We start from the raw sequence: 26,515 nt of genomic DNA on the forward strand, positions 1-26,515 counted from the left end.
CGACCTACCCTCGGCGCCGGCCGGGGAAACACCGGTCGGCGCCGGGCGGCGTCGCGTCGACGCGACGGTGCCGGCGGGGCCGCGCGCCCGCTCGGCCGGGAGGGTCAGCGGCGCCGGCAGTCGTAGGCGACCGGGGCCTGGGCCTGCACCGGGGACGGCGAGGTGATGTTGACCGTGGCCGTCTCGGTCGTGGTGCCCACGCCGCTGAAGGCCCAGCGCAGCGTCAACTCGACGGTGCGCTGGCCGCGGCCGACCCGCTCGGTCAGCAGGCTGCCGGGGGCGCTGCCACTGCGCAGCCATTGGTAGCGGATCTCCCCCGCCCGGCCGTTGGTCGACACGGTGGCCACCACGTCGACGGTGACGTCGCACCGGTCGCCGGCCGGCCGCGGCACCGCCACCGTGACCCCGGTGACCTCCAGAGGGCTGATCCGCTGCCAGAGATAGAGGCCGACGACGGCGAGCAGCGCGACGGTGAGCACAGTGGAGAGCACCGAGGTGACGGTCCGCCACGCCGGCCGCCGCCGGCGCGGGGGCGTCGGCACGGGCCAGGCGGGCGCGACCGGTGGGGTGGCCGGCACGCCCGGCCCGAACCGCACCTCGCCGCCCACGGGCACGAGGGACGCTCCCGTACGCCCGCCGAAGACCGTCCCCGGCCCGGCCCCGGTGGTACGCCCCGTCCCGACCGCCGTCACCGGGCCCGTCGGCTCCTGCCCGCTCGGCTGCGCCGTCGTCCACGGCCCGGACCGCCCACCCGCATCGACCGGCAGCCGGCCGGGGTCCACGCGCGGGGACGGCACGGGACCGGCGGGCGGGGCTACCCGCCACCCCGGCGCGAGGTGCGCCGTGGGCTCTCCCCCGCCGAGGTGCCCGGTGGCGTCCCCAAGGTTCAGGTGCGCCGTAGCTTCCCCCTGGGCCAGGTGTGCCGTGCCGTCTCTGGCGGCCGGGTGCCGCATCGTCGGCGCGCCGCCGGGCAGGGGCGCGGTCGGCTCGCCGGAGCCGGGGTACGACGTGGGCTCGCCGGAACCCAGGTAGGCCGTGGGCTCACCGGAACCCGGGTAGGCCGTCGGCCCGCCGGAACGCAGGTAGGCCGTGGGCTCGCCGGAACCCAGGTAGGCCGTCGGCCCGCCGGAACCCGGGTAGGCCGTGGGATCACCAGAGGCCAGGTGTGCCGTGGGCTCGCCAGCACTCACGTGCGCGGTGGGTTCGTCGGAGGCGGGGTGTGCGGTGGGCCCGGTCGGGTGCGGGACGCCGTCGAGCCGGGCGGTCGCCGCGGCGTCGACGGGCAGCCGGTGGGTGGGCAGCGCCTCGGTCTGGTCGTTCGGCTGGGTCACGGCGGCCCGCCCTCCGTCATCGTGGTCGACATCCGGGCCACCGATCAGCCCGGGGTGCAGAACGGGCGGAGCGTCACGTGGACCGGCGAACTCTCGGGCGAGGCGTTGCCGGCCTCGTCGACCGCGACGACCCGGACCGGGATCCGGGTGCTGTCGCCCGGCCGGGGCAGGTCGCGCAGGACGCCACGGAACAGTCCACGACGGTCGGCCGTCATGGGCACCTCCGTGGTGCGGCCGTCCAGGGTGTACCGGAAGCTGACCCGCAGTCTCCCGGCCGTCGTACGGTCGTCGGAGACGACGGCGGACACGGTGCTGGACGTGGGCCCGTACGGACAGCCCTCGGGGTCCAGCGCGGTCGGGCTTGCCGCGACCTGCCCGACGGAGGGCGCGACGGTGTCCGCCGGCGGTGGCGGGCTGGTGCTGGCCGACGCGGTCGGCGAGGCGGAAGCGGACGGGGACGACGACGCACTCAGGCCGGTTGACGCCGGGGCGGCCGTCGTCGCGGTGGGCGTGGCGGACGCCGGGACGGGGGTCGCCGCCGCCGTCGGCGTGGGCGGCGCGGCGGCCGGGGCGGACGCCTCGCCGGTCGGACCCGCCGTCGCCTGCGGGGCGGCCGCCGCCGGCACGGTCTCGTCGCGGCTGGCGTAGCTCAGCCCGGCCCCGCCGACCAGCAGTGCGGCGACCAACCCGCCGCCGAGCAGCGCCGCGCGGGCCCGGCCCGCGCGCAGCCAGGTCCACCGGCCGGTGCCCCCGCCCAGTGCGGTGCTGGCCAGGCTGGTGGCCCCGCCGGTGCCGTCGGGGAACGGGAAGAGGGCGGCGAGCAGGGCCGCCCGGCGGGCCAGCTCGCGCAGGCCGCGCTCCTCCCACTCCGGTCCGTACGCGCCGGCCGCCACCTGCTCCAGCACGGCGAGGAAGACCTGCGCGGGTTGCGGTCGCTCGGCCGGTTGCTTGGCCATGCCGTGCCGCAGCAGGTCGTGCACCGGCTCGGGAGCCGGGTCGGTGGGGATCGGCGCCCGAGCGTGCTGCTGGTGCAGGGTGAACAGGTCCCGCCCGTCGTAGGGCGGCCGACCGGTGAGGCACTCGTAGAAGGTGGCGGTGGCCGCGTAGATGTCGCAGGCCGGGCTGGCCGGGGCGCCCGTCCACTGCTCGGGGGCCATGTAGCGGGGGGTGCCGGTGACGCTGACCCCGGAGGTCTCCCCGACCGGCATCGCGATGCCGAAGTCGGCCAGCTTGCTGGTGCCCTCGGCGGTGACCAGCACGTTCTCCGGCTTGTAGTCGCGGTGCACCACGCCCCTGGCGTGCGCGGCGCCGAGCCCGGCGAGCGATCCCTTGAGAACGCACAGCGCCGACTCCGCGGTGGTGGGGCCGTGCGCGCGCAGCATCTGCCGCAGCGATACGCCGTCGACCAGCTCCATGACGATCGCCGCGCCGGCGGGCGACTCGACGTACTCGTAGAGCCGGGAGACGTGCGGGTCGTCGATCTCGGCCAGCAGCCGGGCCTCGTCCCGGAACGCGGTGCGGAACGAGGGGTCGTCACCGATGCCGCCGGTGAGGTACTTGATGGCGACCGGGGTGCCGGTCGCGTCGTGCACGGCGAGGTCCACCCGGCCGGACGCGCCGGCGCCGAGCTGCCGGACCGGGCGGTAGCCCGAGACCTGCCAGCCGGTCACGCGCTCACCTCCCCACCCCGGAACGGACAGCCTCCGTGGCTGCCTCGGTGGCCATTGTGGTCGCGCCGGGCGGTGGATCCATCGGCGCAACGGCTGCTTCCGGGCTCCGGACGTCCCGCTCGGCGCGGCGGGGTGGCGGCATGGTCGGTAACGGACACCGCCCACTCGTAGCACCCTCTCGCAAGCGTCGTCGCCGAGCGGGCGGCCACCCGCCGGCTCGGCGGGCGGTGGTCGTACCCGGGCAGCCGGGCGAACCGGCGACGGAGGCGGCGGCGCGCCGAGGTCGGCAGTCGCGGGCCGGCGAGGGGTCAGGCCGGGGGTCGGCGGCGGCCGTCGCCGGGCGCGGCGGCGGGCGCCGGCGCGGCGCGCTCCGCCGTGGGGGGCTGCGCCGCCGGCGGCTCGGCGTCGCGGGCGGGTTCGGCGCTGCGGGTGAACTTGTCGAAGAAGCGCAGCAGCTCGACCGGGAACGGCATCACCAGGGTGCTGTTCTTCTCCGCCGCCACGTCCACGACGGTCTGCAGCAGCCGGAGCTGGTACGCCCCGGGGGTCGCCGCCATCGCCCGGGACGCGTCGGCGAGCCGGCGGGACGCCTGGTACTCGCCGTCGGCGGCGATCACCCGGGCGCGGCGCTCGCGTTCCGCCTCGGCCTGGCGGGACATCGACCGCTTCATCCCCTCGGGCAGCGCGACGTCCTTGACCTCGACCCGCTCGATGAGCAGCCCCCACGGCTTCTCGGTCGGCGCGTCGATGACGGCCTTCAGCTCGGTGTTGATCCGCTCCCGGTCGCCGAGCAGGGTGTCCAGGTCGGCCTTGCCGATCACCGACCGCAGCGCGGTCTGCGCCACCTGGAGCACGGCCGCAGGGTAGTCGCGGACGTTGACCAGCGCCTTCACCGGGTCGACGACCCGGTAGTAGACGACCGCGTCGACGGTGAGGGTGACGTTGTCCCGGGTGATGGCGCCCTGCGGGGGCACGCCGATCACGGTCGTCTGCATGCTGACCCGGACCATCCGGTCGGCGATCGGGACGATCAGGCGCAGGCCGGGCTCGCGGACCGGTTGCAGCACGCGGCCGAAGCGGAAGACGATGCCGCGCTGGTACTGCTGTACAAGCCGGATGCTCAGGGCGCCGACGAGCGCGAAGAACACGACCACGATCACCGCGCCGATCACGACGGCTTCCATGGCACCCCCGATCCGTTCGGCTCCCCGGGCCCCCCTTTCCCGCTGCGTCGCCGGATAGTCCTGCCTCTCCGGCGGTCGTCCGGTCGGCCGCCGGCGCCCCTCGGGGCAGATCGGTGGTTGCCGGACGCCGGGCGGTTTTCCTGGCTACGGTACGGGGAGCAGGCCGGCGGGGGCTGCCCGGCCGTGGGTCGGGCGGTCCGGCAGCACCGGGCCGAGGAAGGCCGATCGCTGGAGGCGATGCCGGTGACGATGGAAGCAGAGCGCACTCTCCGCGCCGACGAGATCACCGAGCTGGGCGAGCTCGCCGCGCAGTTGCGGGTGGACGCGATCCGGTGCAGCACCCGAGCCGGGTCCGGTCACCCGACCTCCAGCCTGTCCGCCGCGGACCTGCTCGCCGTGCTGGTCACCCGGCACCTGCGCTACGACTGGTCGGATCCGGGCGCTCGCGCCAACGACCACCTGATCTTCTCCAAGGGCCACGCCTCGCCCCTGCTGTACGCGGTCTTCAAGGCGGTCGGGGTGATCAGCGACGAGGAGCTGGTGGAGACCTACCGCCAGTTCGGCTCGCGCCTGCAGGGGCACCCGACACCGGTGCTGCCCTGGGTCGACGTGGCCACGGGCGCGCTCGGCCAGGGGCTGCCCGTCGGTGTCGGGATCGCGCTGGCCGGCCGGTACCTCGACCGGCTGCCGTACCACGTCTGGGTGTTGTGCGGGGACAGCGAGACGGCCGAGGGCTCCATCTGGGAGGCGCTGGACAAGGCGAGCCACTACGGGCTCGGCAACCTGACGGCGATCGTGGACGTGAACCGGTTCGGGCAGCGAGGGCCGACCGAGTTGGAATGGGACCTGGACACCTACCGGCGGCGGGTCGAGGCGTTCGGCTGCCGGGCGGTCGTCGTCGACGGTCACGACCTCGCCGCCGTCGACGAGGCGCTGGGCCGCGCCCGGCAGGCGACGGGTCCGACCGTGGTGCTCGCCCGGACCGTGAAGGGCAAGGGCGTACCCGAGGTCGAGAACAAGCCGGGCTGGCACGGCAAGCCGTTCAAGCCCGACCTGGCCGACCGCGCCGTCGACGCGCTCGGCGGCGTACGCCAGATCCGCGTCGCCGGCCCACGCCCCGAGGCCGCTCCGCCGCCCGCCGCTGCCGCCGGCGCGCCACCGGAGCTGCCCCGGTACGACCGGGGGGCGAAGGTCGCCACCCGCAACGCCTACGGCGACGCGCTGCGCGCGCTGGGCGCCCGGCCGGACGTGGTCGCGCTGGACGGCGAGGTCAGCGACTCGACGCGCGCCGACCGGTTCGCCGGGGAGTATCCCGACCGGTTCTTCGAGATGTTCATCGCCGAACAGCAGCTGGTCGCCGCGGCGGTCGGTTTGCAGGTACGCGGGTACCGGCCCTTCGCCTCGACCTTCGCGGCCTTCTTCTCCCGCGCCTACGACTTCATCCGGATGGCCGGCATCTCCGGGGCCGACATCGCCCTGTCCGGCTCGCACGCGGGGGTGGAGGTGGGGGCGGACGGCCCCTCGCAGATGGGGCTGGAGGACCTGGCGGCGATGCGCGCCGTCCACGGGTCGACCGTCCTCTACCCCAGCGACGCCGTGTCCTGCGCGGCCCTGGTGCGGGAGATGGTCGACTGCGGGGGCATCACCTACCTGCGGACGACCCGGGGGGCGTACCCCGTCCTGTACGGCAACGACGAGGACTTCCCGGTGGGCGGCAGCAAGCTGCTGCGCGGCGGCGACGACGACCGGGTAGCGCTGGTCGGGGCCGGGGTGACGGTGCACAACTGCCTCGCCGCCGCGGACCGGCTGGCGGGCGAGGGCGTCGCGGCCCGGGTGATCGACCTGTACTCGGTGAAGCCGCTGGACCGGCAGCGGTTGCTGGACGCCGTCCGGGTCACCGGCGGCCGGCTGGTGGTGGTGGAGGACCACTACCCGGAGGGTGGCCTCGGCTCGGCCGTGCTGGAGTCGCTGGCCGACCTCGCCGAGCCGGTGCGGGTGACGCACCTCGCCGTCCGCGGCCTGCCCACCTCCGGGACGTCGAGCCAGCTCATGGACCAGGCGGGAATCGGGGTGGAGGCGATCGTCACGGCGTCGCGCGCCGCGCTGTCCCGAGACTGAGCGGGCGGGCGACGGGTGGCCGCGCAGCCGGGTCGGTGAACAGAGCGCCGACGAGTGCTTCCGGTGCGATGGTGACCGGCCGGTCGCTGACCTGCCCGTCGCCGAGTTCGACGATCCGCCACACCCCGTCGGCGCGCAGGGCCAGATCCACCGTCACGAAGGGCAACCGCAGCGCCGCGATCGACGCGCCCAGCGGACACGGGTCGAAGTCCGCGGGCGGGGTGTCGTGCGGGCTGTCCGGGTGCGCGCCGACCAGGACGCAGCCGCCGTCGATCCACCACCTGCGGACCTCGGCGCCGGCGAACCGCTCGAACCGGCGCAGCACGAGGCCACCGACGACGTCCTCCGCGCGCAGGTCGAGGAACCGGCTCGCGATCGCCCAGGCGGCGTCACCGTCGTCCAGGTTCGGGATGAACGCCGCCTCGTGCCAGTGGTGCTTCATCGACTTGGTGAAGTCGCGTAGCACCGCTGGCCCGCCGCCGAGGTCGCACCGCGCCCGCTCGAAGTCGGCGCGCCGTGTCCCGACCGTCCACGTCGTACGCGGCGTCAATTCGGCGAGGTCGGGATACCAGCCGGGCAGCTCGTGGGCCCGCATGTACTGCTCGGCGCTCGTCCGCAGCGTGACGCCACGGCCGGCCAGCGCTGCGGCGAAGGCGGCGTACCGCTCGCTGCGCAACATCCACCCGCGGTAGACGGCCTCGCCCTCCACCGTTATTCGGGACACCGCCCGCGGCACGTCGTCGCCACGGGCCAACGCGTCGTGGTCGACGAGGGCGACCGCGACGCCCGCGGCCCGGGCCGCGCGTGTCTCCGGCGCGAAGTGGTCATCCGGACGACGCGGCCGCAGCGGGTCCGCGGGAACGATCAACAGCATCCGGTGGATGTTGCCCGATCGGCCCGTGGGACGCGACCGCGTTCCCGTCGGCGATGCCGGCGGTGGTGCCGGGCGACGGCGACTTCCCGTCGCCGCGCACCAGGACAACCGATCGGCGGGCGAGTGCGTCCTTAGTCCGAGCAGTCGGATAGGGCGGTGTGGAGGTTCGATAGACGAGGTTGCCGAGGACGCGTTCCGGTCGTTCGTCGCGGCGCGTTCGGCGGCGCTGCTGCGCAGCGCTTACCTGCTGGTCGGCGACCGCGACAGGGCCGAGGACCTGCTGCAGACGGTGCTCATCAAGACGTACGTCAGGTGGTCGCGCATCCGGGACCCCGCCGCCGTCGAGGGGTACGTGCGGCGGGCGCTGGTCACCACCGCGACGTCGTGGTGGCGGGGCCGGGCGTACCGGGAGCGACCGGTCGACACGGTGCCGGACCGCGGCGGCGTGGACGAGACGGACGCGCGCCTGGAGCACGACGCGATGTGGCAGCGCCTGCTGACGCTGCCGCCGAAGCAGCGGGCCGTGCTGGTGCTGCGCTACTACGAGGGCATGGCCGAGGCGGAGATCGCCGAGGTGCTGGACATCCGGCGGGGCACGGTGAAGAGCCACGCGTCGCGGGGTCTCGCCGCGCTACGCCGTCAACTGGAGGAACAGGATGCGGAGAAGGGGGCGGTGACGCCATGAACGACCGACCGGACCGGGGACTCGCCGACGCACTCGAGCGGCGGGCCGACTCGATCGCGCCGGGGCCTCGGCTCTCCGCCGAGGAGATCGTGCAGGCGGGACGCCGAGCGGCCCGACGACGGACCACGCGGATCCGGGTGTCCGCGGCGGCAGCGGTCACCGCGCTGGCGGTCGTGGCCGCGCCCGCCGTGATCGACGCCGTACGACGTCCGACCCATCCGGCGCCGGCCGCGTCCAGGTCGGAGCCGCCGCGCGGCCTGCCCACGGCCTGCCCGGTCGAGCGGCTGCCGGTGCCGGCGGGCAGCGTCATGGACATGGTGATCGGCATGGATCCGACCGGTCGCTACATCGTGGGTCGGACGAACCCCGGCCGCGGCGGCACCGGTCTCGACATGTTGATCTGGGACAACGGCCGCCTCCAGGTGATCCCGGTGCCGGGCGACCAGCAACTGCCCACCGACATCAACTCCCGCGGCGAGGCGGTCGGCGTCAGCGGCACCGTCGGTGAACGGGCGTGGATCTACCGCGACGGCACCGTGACGCATCTGCCCGGGCAGCCCTCGACGCGGGCCAACGCGATCAACGAGGGCGGTGTCGTGGTCGGTGCGAACGGGCTCCGACAGCCCCTGGTCTGGCGAACCCCGACGGACCAACCGACGGTGCTGCCGATGCCGGACGGCGACTGGGAGGGCGAGGCCAGCGACATCTCCGCCGACGGCACGATCGTCGGCACGCTCAACCGCCAGCGCACCACCCTGTTCCAGGCGTACGCCTGGTTGCCCGACGGCACGCTGCGGGAACTGCCGCCACCGGTCGTCGACGGCGAGAGGGCCGTCGCCACACGCGCGATGTCGATCTTCGGGGACTGGGTGGCCGGCACCGCGGATGGGCCACGCGGTGACGTCCCGACGCGGTGGAACCTGCGCACCGGCGAGGTCCAGACCTTCCCCGGGATGCGGATGGGCGGTCGCGGCGTCAGTGCCGACGGCTGGCTCGTCGGCAGCCGGGAGGGGCAGGGACTGCTCGCCAGCCACCAGGGCATGGTGACGCTGCCGGACCTGCACGACCACGACACCGACATGTCGAACTACGCCGTGGCGATCAGCCGGGACGGTCGCCTCGTCGCGGGTGGCGGGTCGGTCGGCGGTCCCCGGGCTGTCCCGGTGGTGTGGCGCTGCCGGTGACACTCCGACCCGGGGAGGCGCGGCCGGGCCGGGGTTGCCGTCGCGACGACCGTCACCGGCAGCCTCGGCCCGCCGCCGCGAAAGTTCGCGGCCCTATGCTGAGCCGATGGACGTGGAGTTCAGCGGCGAGATGTTCTTCTGGAGGGGCCCCGCGCCGTGGCACTTCGTCCCCGTGCCGGAAGACGACTCCCGCGAGCTGAACGCGACCTGCGCGTCCGTGAGCTACGGCTGGGGCATGATCCCGGTGACGGCCCGGATCGGGGGCACCGGGTGGCGGACGTCGCTGTTCCCCAAGGACGGGCGTTACCTCGTGCCGGTGAAGGCCGGGGTGCGCGAGGCCGAAGGGCTCGCGGTCGGAGACGCCGTCACGGTGCGCCTGGTCGTCGACGTCTGACCCGGGTGACCGGGTCGGGCCGGAGGCGTCCCGGCCGGGACCCTACAGCGCTCCGCCCCAGTTGTCGGTGGTGAGTCGGCCGGTGGTGTCGTCGATGAAGCGGTGTTCGAGGGTGCCGTTCGTCGTCCGGTAGAACACGTGGTGCTGGTTCGGAGTCGACAGTCCCGCCGGGTCGTCGGTCACCACACCACGGGCGCCCCAGTCGTCGACGCCCGGGTTGATCCCCGGCCACCAGTACCAGTGGACCAGGTCGCCCGAAGCCGTACGGGCGAAGACGTGCTGCTGATCGCGGTGCACGAACGCGTGCGGGTTCCCCACGAACCCACCACCGGGCCACACGCCACCGTTGAGCGTGCCGGACGGATCGTCGAAGAACCGATGCTGCAACCTGCCGTCGGCATTGCGGAAGAACACGTGGTGCTGGTTGCCGCCGTAGGAGAACCCGGTCGGGTCCGACGCCACACCCGAGGTCACACCCCAGTTGTCCGTAGCGGGGTTGATGCCCGGCCACCAGTACCAGTGGATCAACCCACCCGAGGCCGTCCGGGCGAAGACGTGCTGCTGGTCCCGATGCACGAACGCGTACGGATTCCCCACGAACCCACCACCCGGCCACACCCCACCGGCGATCTGGCCCGTGTTCAGGTCGTAGAAGCGGTGCTCCAGGTTCCCCTCCGGATTGCGGTAGAACACGTGCTGCTGACTGCCGTACGCGAAGCCGGTCGGATTCGACATCACCCGCCCGACCGTGTTCCAGTCGTCCAAGCCGGGAGAGGCCATGCCCGGCCCGAACCACCAGTGTCGCAACGTGTTGTCGCTCCCCCGCGCGAACACGTGCTGCTGACCGGCGTGCGAATACCCGACCGCCTTGCCCGTCAGCGGGCCCCCGCCCCAGTCCGCCCGCACCAGTCCCGCACCCGGCGACCACGACAGGTTCACCAACGACCCCGCCGCACCCACCGCCACGACGTGCTGCCCGTCGCCGAAACCGAACGCCCGACCGGCGACGGGCTCGGCGGGGCGACCGCAGTTGTCGCTGGTGAGGTACCGCTGGTGGTAGGAGCCCGGATACGGCGCGAGGGAGATGCCGTTGATGACGATGCTCTGCCCGACGCCGTTGTACAGCTGCTCGTAGTGGATGTGCGCGCCGAAGGAGTTGCCGGTGTTGCCGGTCAGCCCGATCTGCTGGCCCTGGGCGACTGTCGCGCCGTTGGCCACCGAGTAGGCGGCGAGGTGGAAGTAGTAGGTCTTCCATCCGCCGCCGTGCTCGATGGCGATGTAGTTGCCCGCGCCGCTGGGCTGCGAGTAGCGGTAGGCGGTGCCGGCTGCCGAGGCGAGCACGGGGGTGCCGTCGGTGACCCCGCCGTCGGCCCGGACGAAGTCCAGCGCCTGACGGACCTCGCTGCTGTGGTGGCTGTAGGTCCACCGTTGCCCGCACGGGAACGGGGCTTTGAAGGTGGGCGCGGCGGCGCCGGCGGGTGTGCCGGCCGCCACGGCCAGCGCCGCCCACGTCACCACGGCGGCCACGAGCGCCACGCCCAGTCGGCGGACGATGCCTACGGTACGCACGGGCGGCTCCTCGCTGCGGTGGTGGCGGCTGCGGAAACGGGCCGTGCGATCTGCGGTCGCGCCGGCCCGCCGGTCGGTCTGGGCGGTGCTCGGAGCGCGGGCGAGCGGGGCTCCGATGGCGCGAGTCTGGAGAAGGGCGGTGACGCCTGTCAATGGATTGACGAAAGTTTCCGGCAGGGTGTCACTAGCCACCCGCAAACATCCTTCGGCGCCGGAGCGCGCTTGACCGCGCCGGACGTTGGCCGTAGCTTCCAGCTATACATCGACGAGGGTCGCTTGATCAGGTCGGCATCCGTTCCGGCGCCACAGTTCTCCGCCCTGCCCGCCGCACGCTCGCGACAAGGACGGTCATGACGATCAACCGCCGCTCACTGCTCGGGAAGGTCGCCGTGGTCGGCGCGGCCGCCGCGGCCGCGCCGGCCCTGGCCCCCGGCGCGGCCCAGGCCGCCTACTGGAAGAAGCGCCTCACCGGCGCCGACCTGGACACCAACCACCGGTGGCAGGTCGCCGGCACCGACCTCGGCATACCGTACGTGCTGGAGAACGGCTCCATCGGCTACCTGTTCGGCGACACCTTCAACACGCCGTGGCCGGAGGGCCCGCCGCTGCCCAACGACTGGCGCTCACCGGTGATGCTGCGCTCCTACGTCCACCCGGGGTCGAGCGGTGGGATCGTCTTCGACAGCGCCGCCCGGGTCGCCGGCAACGGGCGGGCTCCCGAGCTGATGCACAACGGCCACAACGGCGTCGGCATCGACGGCCTCTGGGAGGTGACCGTCATCCCCAACGACGGCATCAGCTTCCCCGAGACCGGCCGCCAGCTCGTCTCGTACATGAGCATCGAGAACTGGAACTCCGCCGGCCCCGCCGGGCCGCACTGGAAGTCGCGCTACGCGGGGCTGGCCTACAGCGACAACGGCAACGACTTCGTCCGTACGCCGCTGAAGTGGTGGAACGACGGCACCAACACGGACCCCTTCCAGATGTGGACGATGCAGCGCGACGGAGACTGGGTGTACGTCTTCTCGGTGCGCTCGGGCCGGCAGGACGGCCCGATGATGCTGCGCCGCGTTCGCTGGGACCGGCTCTTCTATCCCGAGTCCTACGAGGGCTGGGGCTGGAACGGCACCAACTGGGGCTGGAGCCGCCCGTGCACGCCGATCCTCACCGGCCGGTTCGGCGAGCCGTCGGTGCGGCGGCTCGCCGACGGCACCTGGGTGATGTCCTACCTCAACTGCGCGACCGGCTGCATCGTCACCCGCACCGCCGGCGGGCCGGACCAGGTCTGGACGGCGGAGAAGGTCCAGGTCACGCCGTGGCAGGAGCCCGGGCTCTACGGCGGCTTCATCCACCCGTGGTCCAGCCGCCGGGCCAACGACCTGCACCTGATGGTGTCGAAGTGGACCAGGACGCCCGACAACCGGAGCACCGCGTACCACGTCAGTCAATTCGTCGCGTCGGCGTGAACCCGCCGGACGGAGGCGGGCGCGCAGCAGTCGTCACGCCGGGTCGACGCGGCCCCGGCGCTGGAGGGAAACCATGAGTGAGAGTGGCAACGTCCGTCGTCGAGTGAGCCGCCGGCGCCTGCTGGCCGGCACGGCGGGAGTCGCCGCCGCCGGAGCGTTCGTCGGGGCGTTCTCCGCGTCGTCCCCCGCGGTCGCCGCTGTCGACGGCCACGGCCTGCACATCGTCGACCGCAACGAGAACCCCGGCCGGCTGCAGTACTACCGCTTCGCCACCGCCGCCGTCGAGTGGGACCCAGCGGTCAACGTCCTGCTGCCCGACGGCTACCACACCAGCGGCAGGCGCTATCCCGTGCTGTACCTCCTGCACGGCGGCGGAGCCGACTTCCGCACCTTCCACCTGCAGGACAACATCATCAATCTCACCGCCGGCCGGGAGATCATCGTCGTCATGCCGGACGCCTCGACCGGCTGGTACTCGAACCCGGTGCACAGCAACACCGGCCCCCGCAACTGGGAGACCTTCCACATGGCGCAACTGCTGCCGTGGATCGAGTCGAACTTCCGCACGTTCCCGGAGTACGACGGACGCGCGGTCGCCGGGTTCTCGATGGGCGGGTTCGGCGCCCTCAAGTACGCCGCGAAGTACTACGGCCACTTCTGTTCGGTCAGCTCCCACTCCGGTCCGGCCAGCCTGCGCCGGGACTTCGGCCTGGTCGTGCACTGGGCCAACGCCACCTCGGCGGCGCTGGACCTGGGCGGCGGCACGGTCTACGGCGCACCGCTGTGGGACGAGGCCCGGGTCAGCGCCGACAACCCCGTCCAGCGCATCGGCAGCTACCACAACAAGCGCGTCTTCCTCGCCGCCGGCACCTCGCCCGACCCGGTCAACTGGTTCGACACCGTCAACGAGACCCAGGTGCTGGCCGGCCAGCGCGAGTTCCGGGCGGCTCTCGCCCGCGCCGGCATCCCGCACGAGTGGCGCGAGGTTCCCGGGGGCCACTACTTCCGGCACGAGCTCTTCGTCCAGGACCTCGACGGCATGCTCCGCCGCCTCCGCCGCGCCGGCTGACCTCGTCGACGTCCCCGCCGCGCCACCCGAGCCGTGGCGCGGCGGGGACGTCGTCGCAGGCTGCGCGGTGCACGGAATCCGCGCCGGCGGGCACTCACCGCGGCGCGGCGGGCTGCCGGCCGGGATCGTCGGGCGCGGTGATGGTGACGTCGAAGACGTCGAGGAGGCCGAGCAGCCCCGCGAGGGCGACGGCTTCGTCTCGTTTGAGGATGATGCTGCGGGCGGCGTCGGGGTCGTCGCCGTCGTGGTAGACCAGCTCACGCCGGCCGCCGGCGTAGTGGGTCACCACCCCGACGCGGCATCCGGCGTCGGTGGTGAACATGCGGCGAAAACCGATGCCGGGCAGCGGTGTCAGTTCGACGTCCATCGGAACTCCAGGTGGTGAGGGAACCGCAGCGGTGGGCGCGGTGCGGTGACGGCCGGACGAGGGCACGTCCGGCTGCGGCGGCGACGGCAGGCACGGCGCAGTCGTCGGCTCGCCGTGCGGGGACCGTCGCCCGGGGTCAGCCGGTGAGCAGCAGGCGCAGGCCGGCGAGCGTGGCCAGGTGCGGATCCGGGGGCATCGTGACGGTGCGGCCGGTCAGGGCGGCCAGCCGGGCCGCGAGCCCCGGATGCGCCGCCCCGCCACCGGTGATCAGCAGCCGACGTCGACCCGGGCCGACCGGGCGGGCGCCGACGCGGCGCACGGCGGCCGCGATGAACGGCACCTGGTCGACGGCGTTGGGCACGTCGACGTGCTCGGCGGCGGCGACCGCGCGGTCGGCGATGCGGGCGATCTCGGTGCGGCCGTGCCCGATGTCGACGGCGACGACGTCGTCGCGGTCCAGGTCGGCCTGGCAGGCCAGGGCGGCCGCCAACGGCTCCTCCACGGTGGCGACGCGCCCGCCGAGCGCCCGGCGGACCACCGCGACGAGGAGGTTCTTCTGCTGCAACGTGGCGGTGGCCGGCACGCCGACGACGACCGGTGAGACGTCGTCGCCCGGCCGTCCGGCGGCCGCCGCCACCACCCGCAACAGGTGTACGCAGGTGAAGAAGTCCTCCACCACGCCGTGCCGCACCGGCCACAACAGCTTCGCGCCGCTGGTGGCGCGCAGGTCCATCGCGGCGCGCCCGACGGCATGGCCGCCGGAGGGTATCCGCGCGACGACGGCGGGTTCGGTGACGACCTCCCCGTGCACCGGGGTCCACACGCGCACCGTCGACGTGCCGAGGTCGAGGGCGACGGGATGCCGTACGCCGAGGCGGGCGTACGCGCCGGGAGCCAGCATGCTCATCGCCCCCGCGCCGGAGCGGGCGCGGCGGCGCACGTCGTCGGTCGGGGCGGTCCGTCACCGACGGACAGGGAACGGGGGCGCGTGTCGTGACGCAGGGTCGGCATGGTGCTCCAAGCCACGGGCCGGCGCCGTTGGGCGTCGGGAGGCGAACAGGCTTCAGACGGCGAACGTCAGCCTGGGCGGAGCACGGTCCGCCGACCACGCCGGCACGCAACCGGGGACGGCCCGCCGCGTGCACCGGAACACGATGCACAGCCCGACGGCCCGCGCCGCCGACAGCACCATGACCAGCACGGCCAGCATCAGCAGCGCCGACAGCGAGACGCGCTTGCCGACGCGGCGGAGACCGTGCCGATCCTGCATGGCCGACACCATAGCCGGGCGACCGGCCGCTCGGCCACGGCGTTCGACGGGCGCCACCCGGCCGCCGGTTCCGCAAGCCCTGGCGCCGGGACAGATAGCTGACTAAAGTCAGGTTTCATGACCTCGGATCAGCTCGTCGCCGCGGTGCGGCGGTTCAACCGGACGGTGACCCAGCGGGTGGGCGCCCTCGACGACGCGTACATGGCGCGCGGGCGTCCCCTCGCGCAGGCGCGGGTGCTGTGGGAGATCGGTCCCGGTGGCAGCGAGGTCGCGGCGCTCCGGGCCCGGCTCGGGCTGGACTCGGGCCACCTCAGCCGGCTCCTGCGCACCCTGGAGCACGACGGGCTGGTCACCGTCGGGCCCTCCGACCCTTTCGGGGGCGACGGGCGGGTACGGGTCGCCACGCTCACCGACGCCGGCCGGGCGGAGTGGTCCGAACTCGACAGGCGCTCCGACGAGTTCGCCTCGTCGATCCTCGCGCCGCTGTCCGCGCGGCGCCGGGAGCGGCTCGTCGCGGCGATGGCCGAGGTCGAGCGGCTGCTCGTCGCGTCGATGGTGGTCATCGCACCCTGCCCGCCCGGCGACCCGCGGGCCCGGGCCTGCACGCGGGCCTATGCCCGGGAGGTCTCCCGACGCTTCGACGACGGGTTCGATCCGAGCCGGAGCAACCCGGTGCACGACGAGGACCTCGTCCCGCCGGCCGGCCTGTTCCTGCTCGCCACCCTCAACGGCGAGCCCGTCGGGTGCGGCGCGGTCAAGCTCCACCGCGACGCGCCCGCCGAGATCAAGCGGGTCTGGGTGGCGGACACCGTACGCGGGCTCGGGGTCGGGCGGCGGATGCTCGGCGAGCTGGAACGACACGCCGCCGCACGGGGCCGGACCGCCGTCCGGCTGGACACCAATCGCAACCTCACCGAGGCGATCGCGATGTACCGCGCGGCCGGCTACCGGGAGATCGAGCCCTACAACACCGAGCACTACGCGCACCACTGGTTCGAGAAGCGCCTGACGCCGTGACGTGTCGACCGCCGCGCCGCCGCCCGACGGCGAGCCCGGGCGACGGGCGGACGGGCAACGGGCGACGGGCGGAACGACGCCAGCAGGGCGACGGGAATGGCGAATCAATTGACGCCGGCCCTCGTTCCCGCTGCGCGCATTCTGCTCTGACCGCCATGGGCCGGGGCACCAATCCGGGTAGTTTCTCCGTGTGGTCTACCCCCATTGCCGTGTGACGATGACGACGGTGGGGAATTGCCGTCTCCGGCGTACCGAATGACGGGCCCGGCATTTCTTCCGGGCCGGCTCGGCGGGCGCGGAACCACCGCGGAGCGTTGATCGGAGTGGTCACGACACGGCGCCTTCCGGCCGAACGGCCTCGCCAGTGGGCGGTCGGCAGGCAAGCGGCTCCCGGTCAGCGCTGGGGCGGCGCGGACGACTCCGGGACCAGCGGGTCGTGCGCGGCGTGCCGCAGTTGGCGGGTGCCGACGGCCTCGGCCAGCGCGAACGCGCACAGGGCGCCGGCGAGGACGGCCAGCCCCGCCAGCCGGGACACCGCGGTGGTCACCGCCGTCAGCCCGACCAGCGCCACGATCGCGACGAGCCGCAGGCCACGGACCCGGTGCTGGATGCGCCACCAGAAGGCCTGGTCGGCGAGGAGGAAGACGATCACCCCGCCGTAGAGGGTGAGGTGGGACATGTCCCACCACCCGACGGGTCCGGCGACCCGCTCGACCTCCGCCACCGTCTTGCGCAGCCCGAGCGCGACCAGCACGACCCCGACGATCATCGGCAGGTGCGAGTACGTGTACGCCTCGAGCGCGAGCCGGCTGCGCCGGCCGTCGTGCAGTCTCTGCACGCCTCGCTGCCCCGCGGTGGCGTCGACGTCGAAGTACGCCCACCAGAGCATGGCGACCACCACCAGGCTCAGCACGGAGGCGACGGCCACGGGCACGGAGACCGCGCGGTTGCTCACCGAGGCGCCGGTCGAGACGATCGCGCCGCCGAGCGCGACGAGGATGATCAGGCCGAACCGGTCGGCCCAGTGCTCGGCGGAGCGGACCGGCCAGTGCCGGGCGTTGAGCAGGTAACCGCTGCCGAGTTCGACGATGACGGCCGCGGCCCACAGGGCGGCACGGACGGGTCGGAAGGCCTGCGGATCGTCCGACGGCGGCGGGACGATGGCGGCGGCGTAGAGCAGCGCGAGCGCCACGGCGGCCGACACCGCGAGGCGCACCAACTGGCCGCGGAACAGCCGGTCCTTCCTGGCGACCGTCCAGAACGCGACGAAGTTCAGGGCGCGCACGAGGCCGTAGCACGTCACGAAGACCAGCGGTCCCGGCAGGCCGCCGGGCAGGCCGATGAAGACCGCGGGCACGGCGACGGCGATCACCAGGATGCTCGCCGCGGCGCCGAGGAGCAGGAGCCGGGCGAGGGCGTTCTCGGTGCGGAACGAGCTGCCGAGCCAGGCGTAGCTGCACCACGCCCACCAGAGCAGCACGAGCACCGCCAGCCCCTGGAGCAGCCCGCGCCAGCCGGGTTGCGCGGTCATCAGCTCGGTGACCTGGATGAAGGCGTAGACGAAGACCAGGTCGAGGAAGAGTTCCTTGGGCGTGACTCCGGTGGAGCGCTCGGTGACCGGCTCGATCGCCCGGTGCAGCGCCCGGTGCCGCACCCGGAAGACGGTGCGGTCGAGCAGGACCAGGCTGGCGACCGCGGCGGCGAGCAGCCCCAACTGGGCGACCACCGGCGCCCGCGCCGCCACCGGGACGAGCGCCAGCACCAGGACGAGGCCGACGAGCGGCCCGCGGCCCCAGATGCCGATCGTCCGGCGCTCGAAGGCGATCAGGGCGAGCAGGTACAGTGCCACCCCGCCGTACAGGGCGAAGAGGCCGAGCGCCGGCTCCGACCGCACCGACTGGAACGCCACACTGTTGAACGTGTGCTTGAGCCCGAGCGAGAGCAGGATCAGCCCGACGATCATCGGCAGGTGCAGGAACGTGTACGCGTCCCGGGCGAGCCGCGAGCGGGCGACGCCGGAGGCCTGTTCCAGCGCGTCCTCGGCGGAGAACCTGGCGATGTCGAAGTACGTCCACCAGAGCACGCCCACCAGCAGCATGCTGAGCACGGCGCCCCCGACCACCGCCCAGGTGACCGGGCTGGCCCAGCCGACACCCTGGCCCGTGCCGGCCGAGATGATGATCTCGCCGAACGCCACCAGGATGATCAGATGGAACCGTTCGGTCCAGTGCTTGACGGACTGGACGCGCCACCAGCTCACGCCGATGATCGCTATCCCGAGGTACTCGACGAGGAAGGCGGCCAGCAGCAGCGCGAAGCGGGCCCACTCCCGGGCTTCGCCGGCGGCACCGAACGCGCCGACGGGCAGGAGGCCCGCGGCCAGCAGCAACGGCGCGGCGGCAAGCAGGGGCACCCAGACACGCGGGTACGTGCGCCGGGCGGCGGGATCCCGCCAGACGGCGACGGTGGCCACCAGCAGCGCGCCGGAGCGGACGACCAGGTAGCAGACCACGACGACCAGCGGCCCGTGCAGGCCGCCCGGCTTGTCGGAGAACGTCTCGTTGAGGGTCACCCCCACGACCAGGATCAGCGCCGCCAGGCCGAAGATGACCACCGGCATGACGCCCCGGTCCACCCGGACGACGTTGCCGAGCCAGGCGTACGACAGCCAGCAGGTCCAGAGCAGGACCAGTAGCACCACGCCGTGCAGCAGGCTCGCGACGGTCAGGTCGGACGCGGCCGTGCTGGACACGGTGATGAAGGCGAAGACGAAGATCAGGTCGAGGAAGAGCTCCAGCCGGCTGACCGCGCTGGACTCCCCGACCAGCTGGATCCGGCCGGCCGCCACCGTCGGCCCCTTCTCGGTCACGTTCCCCACTCTGCCAAGGCCCGGCGGGGTGGACAGCGGATCCGGGAAGCGGGCCCGGGAGTCGGCGCCGCCCGGCCGGCACGCCCGGCGGTCTGCGGGGCGGCGACGGCAGGCCCCGCATTTCACGCCGTCGCTTTCTGCGTCATTTCCCTGCCGGCCCACCCGGATTTTCCAGTCGTCCACCGAAATCGTCGCGGGCGAGCCGTCGGGCGCCGCCGCATTGGCGGCGGCGGCCCGTGGTGGAGTCAAGAAGACGAAAATCACGCTTTCTCGGATTTCCCGCGCGGCCCGTCCCTTTGTAGGCTCTGTGGGCCGGTTTCCCGGCCCGGTCGGCGCGTGATTTCCGACGCCGAGGCACTACCCGCCACCCATCCCCGCCCATCCAGAGGGGCGGCGCCGTCGGCTGCGGTGACGCGTGTCCGGGCATGCCGGGGCGCCGGCCAGGTCCATCGACGACACGACACGGGAGCACGACACATGCAGGGGACATCCGCAGCACGCTGCCGGGCGACGCCGGCCCGACGGCGCCTTCTCACCGCACTGCTCGCCGCCACGGTGGGCGTCGTCGCGGCGGCGCCCCCCGCCCGGGCCGCGGACACCGGCTACGTGTCGGCGACCTCGGTGGAGGCCCTCGGCGGCGACCTGTCCACGGTGAGCCCCACGGTGCAGACCACCTATTCCGGCGACCCGCTGCGCCCCGCCGACTACCTCAAGCCCATGGGCCCGCTGGGCCACTACGGGCTGATCGGCCCCTGGGGGCCGCTCGGCGTCGCCGGTCCGATCGGCGTCGAGCCGTGGCACCCGTCAAGCTGGATCACCGGGACGGCCTGGGACGACTGGGCAGGCATGCTCGGCTGGTACGGCGGGCCGATGAGCGAGTGGGGCCCGCTCGGCCCCGACGGGCCGCTGTCGCCGGAGGCGTACCACGGGACGCTGCCCAGCCTGGGTGACTTCAGCAAGCAGGTCCAGGCCGGCGGCGTGTGGGGCGTGCTGGGCCCCGTCGGGCCGCTCGGCCCGCTCGGCCCGTTGGGTCCACTCGGCCCGGCCGGCGCGCACGGGCTCGGGCGCACGGCCGACGGCGCGTACGTCACCAGCGGCGGCGCGGTACGCCGTACCGCGACCGTGCCGTACGGGACCTCCACCCGCAGCTACGAGCTGTACGAGCAATACCGCGACGAGTACGCCCGCGGTCTCGGCTACGGCAACGACACCTCGTTCATGGTGGAGCGCAGCACGCTGTCGCCCGGCAGCTCCGTCGACTACCGGTTCACCTCCCAGAGCACCCAGTGGGTCACCGTCAACGTCGTCCCGAAGTGGATGCGCTACGACCTCGCCACCCTGTCGGGGTACGTGAGCAGCGCCGCGAACAACCACCTGGACTACCCGAGCGGCGCGGCGGGTGGCACGGCGCTCGTGGACGACTTCGACCTGCGGCTGACCGATGACACGGGGCGGGTGCTCGCCGTGTCGAACTCCGTCGAGCTGGCCGACACGATCCAGGTCCAGGTTGCCGCCGGCACGCGGCTGAACCTGCGGGTGACCCACCACCAGCGTGGCTCCTACCTCGGCTACCACGACGGCTACCGGCTCTTCGTCACCGGCTCCACGCCGCACATCGCCGGCACCGACATCACCGGCGCCCACCAGCGCCCCGTCGGGACGGTGTGATCCCGCCCGGAGGTCGTCCCGCCTGATGCGCGGGCCGTACCCGGTGGCGCCGTCGGTTCGCTCCGCACGGCGCCACCGGGTGGCGCCGTGCGGAGCGAGGATCGAGGTCCGCTGCCGTAGCGCGCGGCTCCGTCGACAGGGTAGAAACATGCCACGTCGAGAGAGCGCTCTCACGGAGAGGACGGTCCACATGAGAATCCAGTCCACCCGCCGAGGACGACTCGGCCGGGCGCTCGTGCTCGGCCTCGTGTTGACGACCGCCGCCAGCACGGCCGGCCCGGCCGCCGCCGGGCCGCCCCGCCCCGGCCCGCCGGACTTCGGGCCCCACGTGACGATCTTCGACCCAGGCATGCCGGTCGGCGAGATCCAGGCGACCCTGGACGCGGCGCACGCCCGGCAGGTCGACGACGAGATGGGCACCGCGCGGCACGCGTACCTCTTCATGCCCGGCACGTACGGCACCGCCGAGCAGCCGTTGCAGGTGAGGGTCGGCTACTACACAGAGGTCGCCGGCCTGGGCGCCTCCCCCACCGACGTCGGCGTCAACGGCAAGGTCGAGGTCTACAACCGGTGCCTCTCCGGCGGCGGCACGGGCAACTGCATCGCCCTGGTCAACTTCTGGCGCACCCTGTCCAACCTGTCGATCGCCGTCAACGCCGCCGGCCAGGACGGCTGCCGCTCGTCGGCCAACTTCTGGGCGGTGTCGCAGGCGGTGTCGATGCGTCGGCTCGACATCAGCGGCGGTGGGCTGTCCCTGATGGACTACTGCACGGCGGGCCCGCAGTACGCCAGCGGCGGCTTCATCGCAGACTCGCGGCTGCCCCTCACCACGAACGGCTCGCAGCAGCAGTGGCTGACCCGCAACAGCGAGGTCGGCGGCTGGTCCAACGCGGTGTGGAACCAGGTCTTCGCGGGCACCGTGGGCGCCCCCGACGACGCCGGCTTCCCCGACCCGCCGTACACCACGCTGCACACCACGCCGCTCAGCCGGGAGAAGCCCTACCTGTACGTCGACGCGAAGGGCGGGTACCACGTCCGCGTGCCCGCCGCCCGGCGCGACAGCCGGGGCATCTCCTGGGGCGCGGGCACGACACCGGGCCGGAGCATCCCGATCCGTGACTTCTTCGTCGCCCGGCCGTCGGACCCGGTGCACGTCATCAACCGCCAGCTCGCGCGCGGCAGGCACCTGCTGCTCACCCCCGGTGTGTACGACATCGCCCGCAGCATCGAGGTCAGGCGGCCCGACACCGTGGTCCTCGGCCTCGGCCACGCGACGCTGACCGCCGTGGACGGCGCCGTACCCCTGGACGTCGCCGGCGTCCCGGGCGTGGTCGTCGCCGGCGTCACCGTCGACGCCGGCCCCACCGAGTCGCCGGCGCTGCTGCGGGTGGGCCGCGAGCACGGCCGCAACGCCAGCACCCCACGCAACCCGATCACGCTGTCCGACGTGTACTTCCGGGTCGGCGGGCCGCATGTCGGCAGGGCGGACACCGCGCTGGAGGTCAACGCCGACCACGTCCTCATCGACCACACCTGGGTGTGGCGCGGAGACCACGGCGTCGAGGGCTTCACCGAGGGCGTGAACGGTGACACCGATCGCTGGCGGACCAACACCGGCCGCCACGGCGTCGTCGTCAACGGCGACCATGTGACGGCCACCGGCCTGTTCGTCGAGCACTTCCAGCGGTACAACACGGTCTGGACCGGCGAGCACGGCACGACGATCCTCTACCAGAACGAGCTGCCCTACGATCCGCCGACGCAGGCGGACTGGATGGACGGCGACGTTGAGGGCTGGGCCGGCTACAAGGTCGACGGCCGGGTGCGGCACCACACCCTGCACGGCGGCGGGGTCTACGTGTTCAACCAGAACAACCCGTCGATCCACACCGAGAACGGCTTCGAGGTGCCGGTGACGCCCGGCGTGCGGCTGCACCACGTCATGACCGTGAACCTCAGCGCCGGCACCATCGACCACGTGGTCAACGGCGTGGGCGGGCCGGCCGACCCGACCCGGGTCGGCGCGCCGGTCTACGTCGCCCGGTATCCGACGCCCTGAGCGGCGGCTCTCAGCACGGGCCGGAGCCGTGCGGCTGCGGCCCGTGCCGGCGGGCGTCAGCCGGCGCAGTTGTAGTTCTGCACCGGCTGGGTCAGCTTCTCCTGGCTGCCGAACTTCGCGTAGACCCGCAGGTAGCACGGCAGTTCGACGTCACCGTAGTAGCTCTGGACCGCGTTGTCGTAGTGCGTGGTGCCGCTCTGCGCGACCTGCCAGCCGCCCGCGTCGCCCGACTGGATCTCCCAGTAGACGTCACCCGAACAGCCCTGCAGCCCCTGGGACCAGGCGATCATGTTGGCGCCGTTGTAGATCTCGGACTGCACGAGGGTGCAGCTCGCCGCCTGCGCCGGGGCGGCGCCGGCCAACAACCCCACGGTCAGCAGGGCTCCCGCTCCGACCGCTGACATCACTTTGCGCATGACCAGTCTCCTCCACGATGGACGGTAGGTGGTCCCCAGGAGGGTAGTCGCTCTGGAGATAAGTTCCAAGAGGATCATCAATGGAGACGAAAACTTTTATCGAGACGTCCCGCCGCCGGCGAACACGAGGTCGAGGTGGGCGTCCAACGCGGCGAGCGCCTGCTCGGCGGTGTAGTGGCCGCCGAGCAGGTGGACACCCAGCCCCTCCATCAGCGCCAGCACGCCGGCCGCGTACTCGTCCCGCCGGGGACCCGGGATGAGACCGGCGACGAAGGCGCGCAGCTGGTCGGTGCCCTCGCGCATGCCGGCGGCCACGTCCGGCCGCACCGCCGCGTACGCGAGGAACGCCAGGGCTACCCGCCCGTCGGCGAGCGACTCCTCGGACAGCGGTAGCAACGCGGCGACCATCGTGCGGAGCAGCAGCCGGGGGGCCGGGTCCTCGCCGAGCCGGGCGATCGCGTCGGTCACCCGGGCCTGGCTGCGCTCCCGCACGACGGTCATGGCGAAGGCCATCATCTCGTCCTTGGTGCGGAAGTAGTGCTGGACCATTCCGGCCGAGACCCCGGCCTCGGCCGCCACGTGACGCAGGCTCACGGCCTCCACGCCCTGACGCGCGGCCACGCGCATCAGGGCGGCCGCGATCAGCGTGCGCCGTTCGTGGCGGTCGACCTTCTTCGGCATGGCCTCATGCTGTCACGACGCGGACGCCTCGCCGACCACCGACGGCTCCTCGGCCCCGGGGGCGGGGTGCAGGGTCACCGTCCCGGCGGCGGCGTCCACCGTGACGAGTTGGCCGGTCCGGATCCTGCGGGTGGCGTCGGGGACGCAGATGACGGCGGGGATGCCGTACTCCCGGGCGACCGTCGGGCCGTGCGCCATCACCGCCCCCGTCTCGGTAACCAGCGCGGCGGCGGTGAGGAACAGGGGCGTCCAACCCGGGTCGGTGGTGGCAGCGACCAGCACGTCGCCGGGTTCGACGTGGGCGGTGGCCGGGTCGTGGACCACCCGGGCCGGGCCGGTCGCCCGGCCCGCCGCCGCGCCCACCCCCCGGAGGGCGCCGTCCGGGGCCGGCGGCGGCGCGAGGACGGCCTCGATGTCGGTGCCGTCGGAGAGCAGGGCCACCGGCACCGCCGGGCGGCGCAGTTCCCGCCGGTACGTCGCGCGGCGCGCGGCGACCGTCGAGCGGTGGTCGGCGCCGTCATGCACGGCCGCGTGCGCCTCGTCGAGGGTGAGGAACATGATGTCGTCGGGCCGCCCCAGCAGCCCCCGCTCCGCCAGCTCGGCGCCGACGAGCAGCAGTTGACGGCGCATCTCCCGCAGCCGGTAGAGGCCGGCGAACTTGCCGGCCTCCCGCAGGCCGGCCAGCATCCGTGCCCGGCGCAGGAGGAATCCGGCGATCCGGCCGCGGACGGGCCGGCGCCGGCGCGCCCGGGCGACGAGGTCCGCGCAGGCGGCCTCGGCGGCCTCGGCGGCGCGGGCGAAGCGCCGGTCCGGGGCCTGCTCCGGGTCGGTGACGCGCAGGTAGTTGGCGATCATCGCGAAGACCGGGGTCGGGTCCTCGTCCCAGCGCGGCACCCCGAGGTCGACCTCGGCGGCGGCGCGGTGGCCGTAGCGGTCCAGGAACGCCGCCAGGCCGATGTCGGGCAGCGTTCCCCGCGCGTACGCCGTGGCCAGGTCGTGCGGCGGGGTGGTGAGCAGCAGGTGACGGTGCGCGGCGGCCTGCTGGCTCAGCCGCCACAACGCCAGGTCCATCTCGATGGTGACGTTGTGCGGCATGCCGCCCAGCACCGTGTCGATCTCGCCGGGGCCGGCCACGCCCCGCAGCAGCGCGGCCGGCAGCGTGGCGGCGAGCATCCCGGCGACGATCGGCCAGACGATGTCGTCGGGGCCGGCCGACGGGTCCTCGTCGCGCACGTACCGCAGCCGTTCGGCGGCGGTGTCCAGCCCGGCGGGCGCGGCCGAGCCGACCCGGAGACGTTCGACCTCCCGGAACAGTCGGGCCCGGGCGGCCTCCGGGCGGGCCAGCGCCCGCACGACCCCGGTCGCCGCGCGGGCGGCGGTCCGCAGCGCCGGGCCGGTGGCCCTACGCCCCGGACCGGAAGCCGGCAGCGGCGCGAAGCGCGGGTCGGCGAGCACGTGCTCCATCACCGCCTGGGCCCGCGGCCCGAAGTCCACCGCCATCAGCTTGACCAGCCGGTTGCGGGTCGACGGGTGCCGCGCGAGGTCGGTCAGGTCGCCGTAGAGGCGCCCGCCGATGTCGGTGATCTCCACGGTCAGGCCGAACGACGCCAGCATCGCCGCCACCAGCGACTTCAGGGTGGACATGCCCATTGGGGTGGCGGGTTGCCGCATGCCCTGCACGTGGCCGAACTCCAGGTAGACCCGGGGAGCCGGCCGCCCGGTCTCCGGCGGCAGCGGGAACAGCGTGGTGATCGGCCGCGACTGGAGCAGCCAGAGCACGCCCTGCCGGTCGTAGGCCCACTCGACGTCCTGCGGGCAGCCGAACCGTTCCTGGAGACGACGACCCGCGTCCCGCAGCTCGTCCAGCCGCTCGGCGGTGAGCAGGCCGGCACCGGCCCGGGGCGGTCCGTCGAGGACGTACCGCTCCACGGCGGCGCTGCCGTCCACGACGGCCGTGCCGAGCCCCTCGGCGGCCTCCACCATCATCTCGGTGCGGCAGCCGGTGAGCGGGTTGGCGGTGAACAGCACACCCGCGGTCACCGGTTCGACCATGCGCTGCACGAGGACGGCCATCCGCGCCGACGCGTGGTCGATCCCGTGGGCGTCGCGGTAGGCGACGGCGCGGGGGTCGTGCAGCGAGCGCCGGCATCCCTCGATCGCCGTCAGGAGATCGGCGATCCCGGTGACGGCGAGGAAGGTGTCCTGCTGCCCGGCGAAGCTGGCGTCCGGGAGGTCCTCCGCGGTCGCGCTGGAGCGCACCGCCACCGGTCCCCCGCCGAGCCGCTCGTACGCCTGCGCGATCTCGGCCCGCGGCGCCACGCCCCGCTCGTGGGCGGCGGTGGTGACGCAGAAGCCGTCCGGCACCCGCTCGCCCGACCGCGCCAGCTCCGCCAGCCGGGCCGCCTTGCCGCCCACCAGCTCGGTCATGTCCCCGGTCACCTCGGACAACGCGATCACACGCATGCCGACCCCTTTTTGCAATACGCCTGCATTGCTATCACCGTACGTCGTTCGCAATGCAGGTGCAATGCCATGCCTCCGGCGACCCTCCCGAGCGAAACACAAATGGAAACCGTTATCGTTTCGGCGACCGCCCGCACGACTGTCCACCTGCCTCCGGAAGG

21 protein-coding genes are annotated in these 26,515 nt (G+C 73.6%); 9 read left to right on the forward strand and 12 right to left on the reverse strand.

From position 1 onward, the window contains the following. Window positions 1–104: 104 nt before the first annotated feature. From ACGF5G_RS18205 to ACGF5G_RS18215, 3 genes are all read right to left on the reverse strand, one after another. A complete protein-coding gene (locus ACGF5G_RS18205; RefSeq protein WP_393264008.1) occupies window positions 105–1,331 on the reverse strand; it encodes a hypothetical protein in 1,227 nt (408 codons plus the stop codon). A 44-nt stretch (window positions 1,332–1,375) separates the two neighbouring features. Continuing rightward, window positions 1,376–3,001, reverse strand: coding sequence for a serine/threonine-protein kinase (locus tag ACGF5G_RS18210; protein ID WP_393264010.1), 1,626 nt, complete (start codon window positions 2,999–3,001; stop codon window positions 1,376–1,378). A 308-nt stretch (window positions 3,002–3,309) separates the two neighbouring features. Continuing rightward, entirely contained in the window at window positions 3,310–4,185 is an 876-nt protein-coding gene (locus ACGF5G_RS18215; RefSeq protein ID WP_393264012.1) for an SPFH domain-containing protein, read from the reverse strand. A 249-nt stretch (window positions 4,186–4,434) separates the two neighbouring features. Between ACGF5G_RS18215 and ACGF5G_RS18220 the strand changes: the two genes are divergently transcribed. After that, window positions 4,435–6,303 (forward strand): transketolase, encoded by a 1,869-nt coding sequence (locus ACGF5G_RS18220; RefSeq protein WP_393264438.1) that lies wholly within the window; start codon window positions 4,435–4,437, stop codon window positions 6,301–6,303. On the opposite strand, the gene ACGF5G_RS18225 is transcribed toward ACGF5G_RS18220, so the two are convergent. Beyond that, window positions 6,269–7,177 carry an ATP-grasp domain-containing protein gene (locus ACGF5G_RS18225; RefSeq protein WP_393264014.1) on the reverse strand — a complete coding sequence of 303 codons (909 nt, stop codon included), beginning with the start codon at window positions 7,175–7,177 and terminating at the stop codon, window positions 6,269–6,271. The two genes, ACGF5G_RS18220 and ACGF5G_RS18225, sit on opposite strands and share 35 nt — an antisense overlap. A gap of 25 nt (window positions 7,178–7,202) precedes the next feature. Here ACGF5G_RS18225 and ACGF5G_RS18230 point away from each other — a divergent pair, with 25 nt between their 5' ends. The 3 genes from ACGF5G_RS18230 to ACGF5G_RS18240 all read left to right on the forward strand — a co-directional run bounded on the left by ACGF5G_RS18230 (window position 7,203) and on the right by ACGF5G_RS18240 (window position 9,440). Beyond that, window positions 7,203–7,862 (forward strand): SigE family RNA polymerase sigma factor, encoded by a 660-nt coding sequence (locus ACGF5G_RS18230; RefSeq protein ID WP_393264016.1) that lies wholly within the window; start codon window positions 7,203–7,205, stop codon window positions 7,860–7,862. Beyond that, window positions 7,859–9,046 carry a hypothetical protein gene (locus tag ACGF5G_RS18235; protein ID WP_393264017.1) on the forward strand — a complete coding sequence of 396 codons (1,188 nt, stop codon included), beginning with the start codon at window positions 7,859–7,861 and terminating at the stop codon, window positions 9,044–9,046. The genes ACGF5G_RS18230 and ACGF5G_RS18235 overlap by 4 nt, the downstream gene beginning before the upstream one ends. A 106-nt stretch (window positions 9,047–9,152) precedes the next feature. Then, window positions 9,153–9,440, forward strand: coding sequence for a DUF1905 domain-containing protein (locus ACGF5G_RS18240; RefSeq protein ID WP_393264019.1), 288 nt, complete (start codon window positions 9,153–9,155; stop codon window positions 9,438–9,440). Window positions 9,441–9,482: 42 nt separating this feature from the next. Here ACGF5G_RS18240 and ACGF5G_RS18245 read toward each other — a convergent pair whose 3' ends face one another. Beyond that, window positions 9,483–10,967, reverse strand: a complete 1,485-nt coding sequence (locus ACGF5G_RS18245; protein ID WP_393264440.1) for a peptidoglycan DD-metalloendopeptidase family protein — start codon at window positions 10,965–10,967, stop codon at window positions 9,483–9,485. A gap of 392 nt (window positions 10,968–11,359) precedes the next feature. Between ACGF5G_RS18245 and ACGF5G_RS18250 the strand changes: the two genes are divergently transcribed. Together ACGF5G_RS18250 and ACGF5G_RS18255 are read left to right on the forward strand one after the other, a co-directional pair. Continuing rightward, complete coding sequence (locus ACGF5G_RS18250; protein WP_393264021.1) at window positions 11,360–12,475, forward strand: DUF4185 domain-containing protein; 1,116 nt, start codon at window positions 11,360–11,362, stop codon at window positions 12,473–12,475. 73 nt (window positions 12,476–12,548) lie between these two features. Then, on the forward strand, window positions 12,549–13,544 hold the full coding sequence (locus ACGF5G_RS18255; protein ID WP_393264023.1) for an alpha/beta hydrolase: 996 nt from the start codon (window positions 12,549–12,551) through the stop codon (window positions 13,542–13,544). Between the two features lie 94 nt (window positions 13,545–13,638). Here ACGF5G_RS18255 and ACGF5G_RS18260 read toward each other — a convergent pair whose 3' ends face one another. The 3 genes from ACGF5G_RS18260 to ACGF5G_RS18270 form a co-directional block, all read right to left on the reverse strand. Beyond that, window positions 13,639–13,911: a potassium transporter TrkA gene (locus tag ACGF5G_RS18260; protein ID WP_393264024.1), complete on the reverse strand. Its 273-nt coding sequence runs from the start codon at window positions 13,909–13,911 to the stop codon at window positions 13,639–13,641. A gap of 136 nt (window positions 13,912–14,047) precedes the next feature. After that, the gene (locus ACGF5G_RS18265; RefSeq protein WP_357702800.1) at window positions 14,048–14,818 is read right to left on the reverse strand and encodes a rod shape-determining protein; all 771 of its coding nucleotides are present in this window, start codon (window positions 14,816–14,818) and stop codon (window positions 14,048–14,050) included. 156 nt (window positions 14,819–14,974) lie between these two features. Beyond that, window positions 14,975–15,181 (reverse strand): hypothetical protein, encoded by a 207-nt coding sequence (locus ACGF5G_RS18270; protein ID WP_357702798.1) that lies wholly within the window; start codon window positions 15,179–15,181, stop codon window positions 14,975–14,977. Window positions 15,182–15,298: 117 nt separating this feature from the next. Between ACGF5G_RS18270 and ACGF5G_RS18275 the strand changes: the two genes are divergently transcribed. Beyond that, window positions 15,299–16,198: a GNAT family N-acetyltransferase gene (locus ACGF5G_RS18275; protein ID WP_393264027.1), complete on the forward strand. Its 900-nt coding sequence runs from the start codon at window positions 15,299–15,301 to the stop codon at window positions 16,196–16,198. A gap of 394 nt (window positions 16,199–16,592) precedes the next feature. Here ACGF5G_RS18275 and ACGF5G_RS18280 read toward each other — a convergent pair whose 3' ends face one another. Further along, window positions 16,593–19,067, reverse strand: coding sequence for a low temperature requirement protein A (locus tag ACGF5G_RS18280; protein ID WP_393264028.1), 2,475 nt, complete (start codon window positions 19,065–19,067; stop codon window positions 16,593–16,595). Window positions 19,068–19,544: 477 nt separating this feature from the next. Here ACGF5G_RS18280 and ACGF5G_RS18285 point away from each other — a divergent pair, with 477 nt between their 5' ends. Together ACGF5G_RS18285 and ACGF5G_RS18290 are read left to right on the forward strand one after the other, a co-directional pair. After that, window positions 19,545–20,735: a hypothetical protein gene (locus ACGF5G_RS18285; RefSeq protein ID WP_393264029.1), complete on the forward strand. Its 1,191-nt coding sequence runs from the start codon at window positions 19,545–19,547 to the stop codon at window positions 20,733–20,735. A 190-nt stretch (window positions 20,736–20,925) separates the two neighbouring features. After that, window positions 20,926–22,794, forward strand: coding sequence for an adenylyl cyclase (locus tag ACGF5G_RS18290; protein WP_393264031.1), 1,869 nt, complete (start codon window positions 20,926–20,928; stop codon window positions 22,792–22,794). Window positions 22,795–22,850: 56 nt separating this feature from the next. Here the strand turns inward: ACGF5G_RS18290 and ACGF5G_RS18295 are convergent, their stop codons facing one another. From ACGF5G_RS18295 to ACGF5G_RS18305, 3 genes are all read right to left on the reverse strand, one after another. Beyond that, window positions 22,851–23,210 carry a hypothetical protein gene (locus tag ACGF5G_RS18295; RefSeq protein ID WP_393264033.1) on the reverse strand — a complete coding sequence of 120 codons (360 nt, stop codon included), beginning with the start codon at window positions 23,208–23,210 and terminating at the stop codon, window positions 22,851–22,853. A 96-nt stretch (window positions 23,211–23,306) separates the two neighbouring features. Then, complete coding sequence (locus ACGF5G_RS18300; protein WP_393264035.1) at window positions 23,307–23,891, reverse strand: TetR/AcrR family transcriptional regulator; 585 nt, start codon at window positions 23,889–23,891, stop codon at window positions 23,307–23,309. 12 nt (window positions 23,892–23,903) lie between these two features. After that, entirely contained in the window at window positions 23,904–26,354 is a 2,451-nt protein-coding gene (locus ACGF5G_RS18305; RefSeq protein ID WP_393264037.1) for a PEP/pyruvate-binding domain-containing protein, read from the reverse strand. Window positions 26,355–26,515 lie beyond the last annotated feature (161 nt).

This window comes from Micromonospora sp. NPDC047730 (assembly GCF_043204765.1).
Classification (GTDB): Bacteria; Actinomycetota; Actinomycetes; order Mycobacteriales; family Micromonosporaceae; genus Micromonospora.

Bases quoted from the DNA above. Each gene is read 5' to 3' on its own strand.
- ACGF5G_RS18250 (WP_393264021.1), top strand. From the start codon at position 11,360: ATGACGATCAACCGCCGCTCACTGCTCGGGAAGGTCGCCGTGGTCGGC.
- ACGF5G_RS18270 (WP_357702798.1), bottom strand. From the start codon at position 15,181: ATGCAGGATCGGCACGGTCTCCGCCGCGTCGGCAAGCGCGTCTCGCTG.
- ACGF5G_RS18225 (WP_393264014.1), bottom strand. From the start codon at position 7,177: ATGCTGTTGATCGTTCCCGCGGACCCGCTGCGGCCGCGTCGTCCGGAT.
- ACGF5G_RS18220 (WP_393264438.1), top strand. From the start codon at position 4,435: ATGGAAGCAGAGCGCACTCTCCGCGCCGACGAGATCACCGAGCTGGGC.
- ACGF5G_RS18235 (WP_393264017.1), top strand. From the start codon at position 7,859: ATGAACGACCGACCGGACCGGGGACTCGCCGACGCACTCGAGCGGCGG.
- ACGF5G_RS18285 (WP_393264029.1), top strand. From the start codon at position 19,545: ATGCAGGGGACATCCGCAGCACGCTGCCGGGCGACGCCGGCCCGACGG.
- ACGF5G_RS18305 (WP_393264037.1), bottom strand. From the start codon at position 26,354: ATGCGTGTGATCGCGTTGTCCGAGGTGACCGGGGACATGACCGAGCTG.
- ACGF5G_RS18300 (WP_393264035.1), bottom strand. From the start codon at position 23,891: ATGCCGAAGAAGGTCGACCGCCACGAACGGCGCACGCTGATCGCGGCC.
- ACGF5G_RS18260 (WP_393264024.1), bottom strand. From the start codon at position 13,911: ATGGACGTCGAACTGACACCGCTGCCCGGCATCGGTTTTCGCCGCATG.
- ACGF5G_RS18290 (WP_393264031.1), top strand. From the start codon at position 20,926: ATGAGAATCCAGTCCACCCGCCGAGGACGACTCGGCCGGGCGCTCGTG.
- ACGF5G_RS18240 (WP_393264019.1), top strand. From the start codon at position 9,153: ATGGACGTGGAGTTCAGCGGCGAGATGTTCTTCTGGAGGGGCCCCGCG.
- ACGF5G_RS18255 (WP_393264023.1), top strand. From the start codon at position 12,549: ATGAGTGAGAGTGGCAACGTCCGTCGTCGAGTGAGCCGCCGGCGCCTG.
- ACGF5G_RS18215 (WP_393264012.1), bottom strand. From the start codon at position 4,185: ATGGAAGCCGTCGTGATCGGCGCGGTGATCGTGGTCGTGTTCTTCGCG.
- ACGF5G_RS18275 (WP_393264027.1), top strand. From the start codon at position 15,299: ATGACCTCGGATCAGCTCGTCGCCGCGGTGCGGCGGTTCAACCGGACG.
- ACGF5G_RS18295 (WP_393264033.1), bottom strand. From the start codon at position 23,210: ATGCGCAAAGTGATGTCAGCGGTCGGAGCGGGAGCCCTGCTGACCGTG.
- ACGF5G_RS18265 (WP_357702800.1), bottom strand. From the start codon at position 14,818: ATGAGCATGCTGGCTCCCGGCGCGTACGCCCGCCTCGGCGTACGGCAT.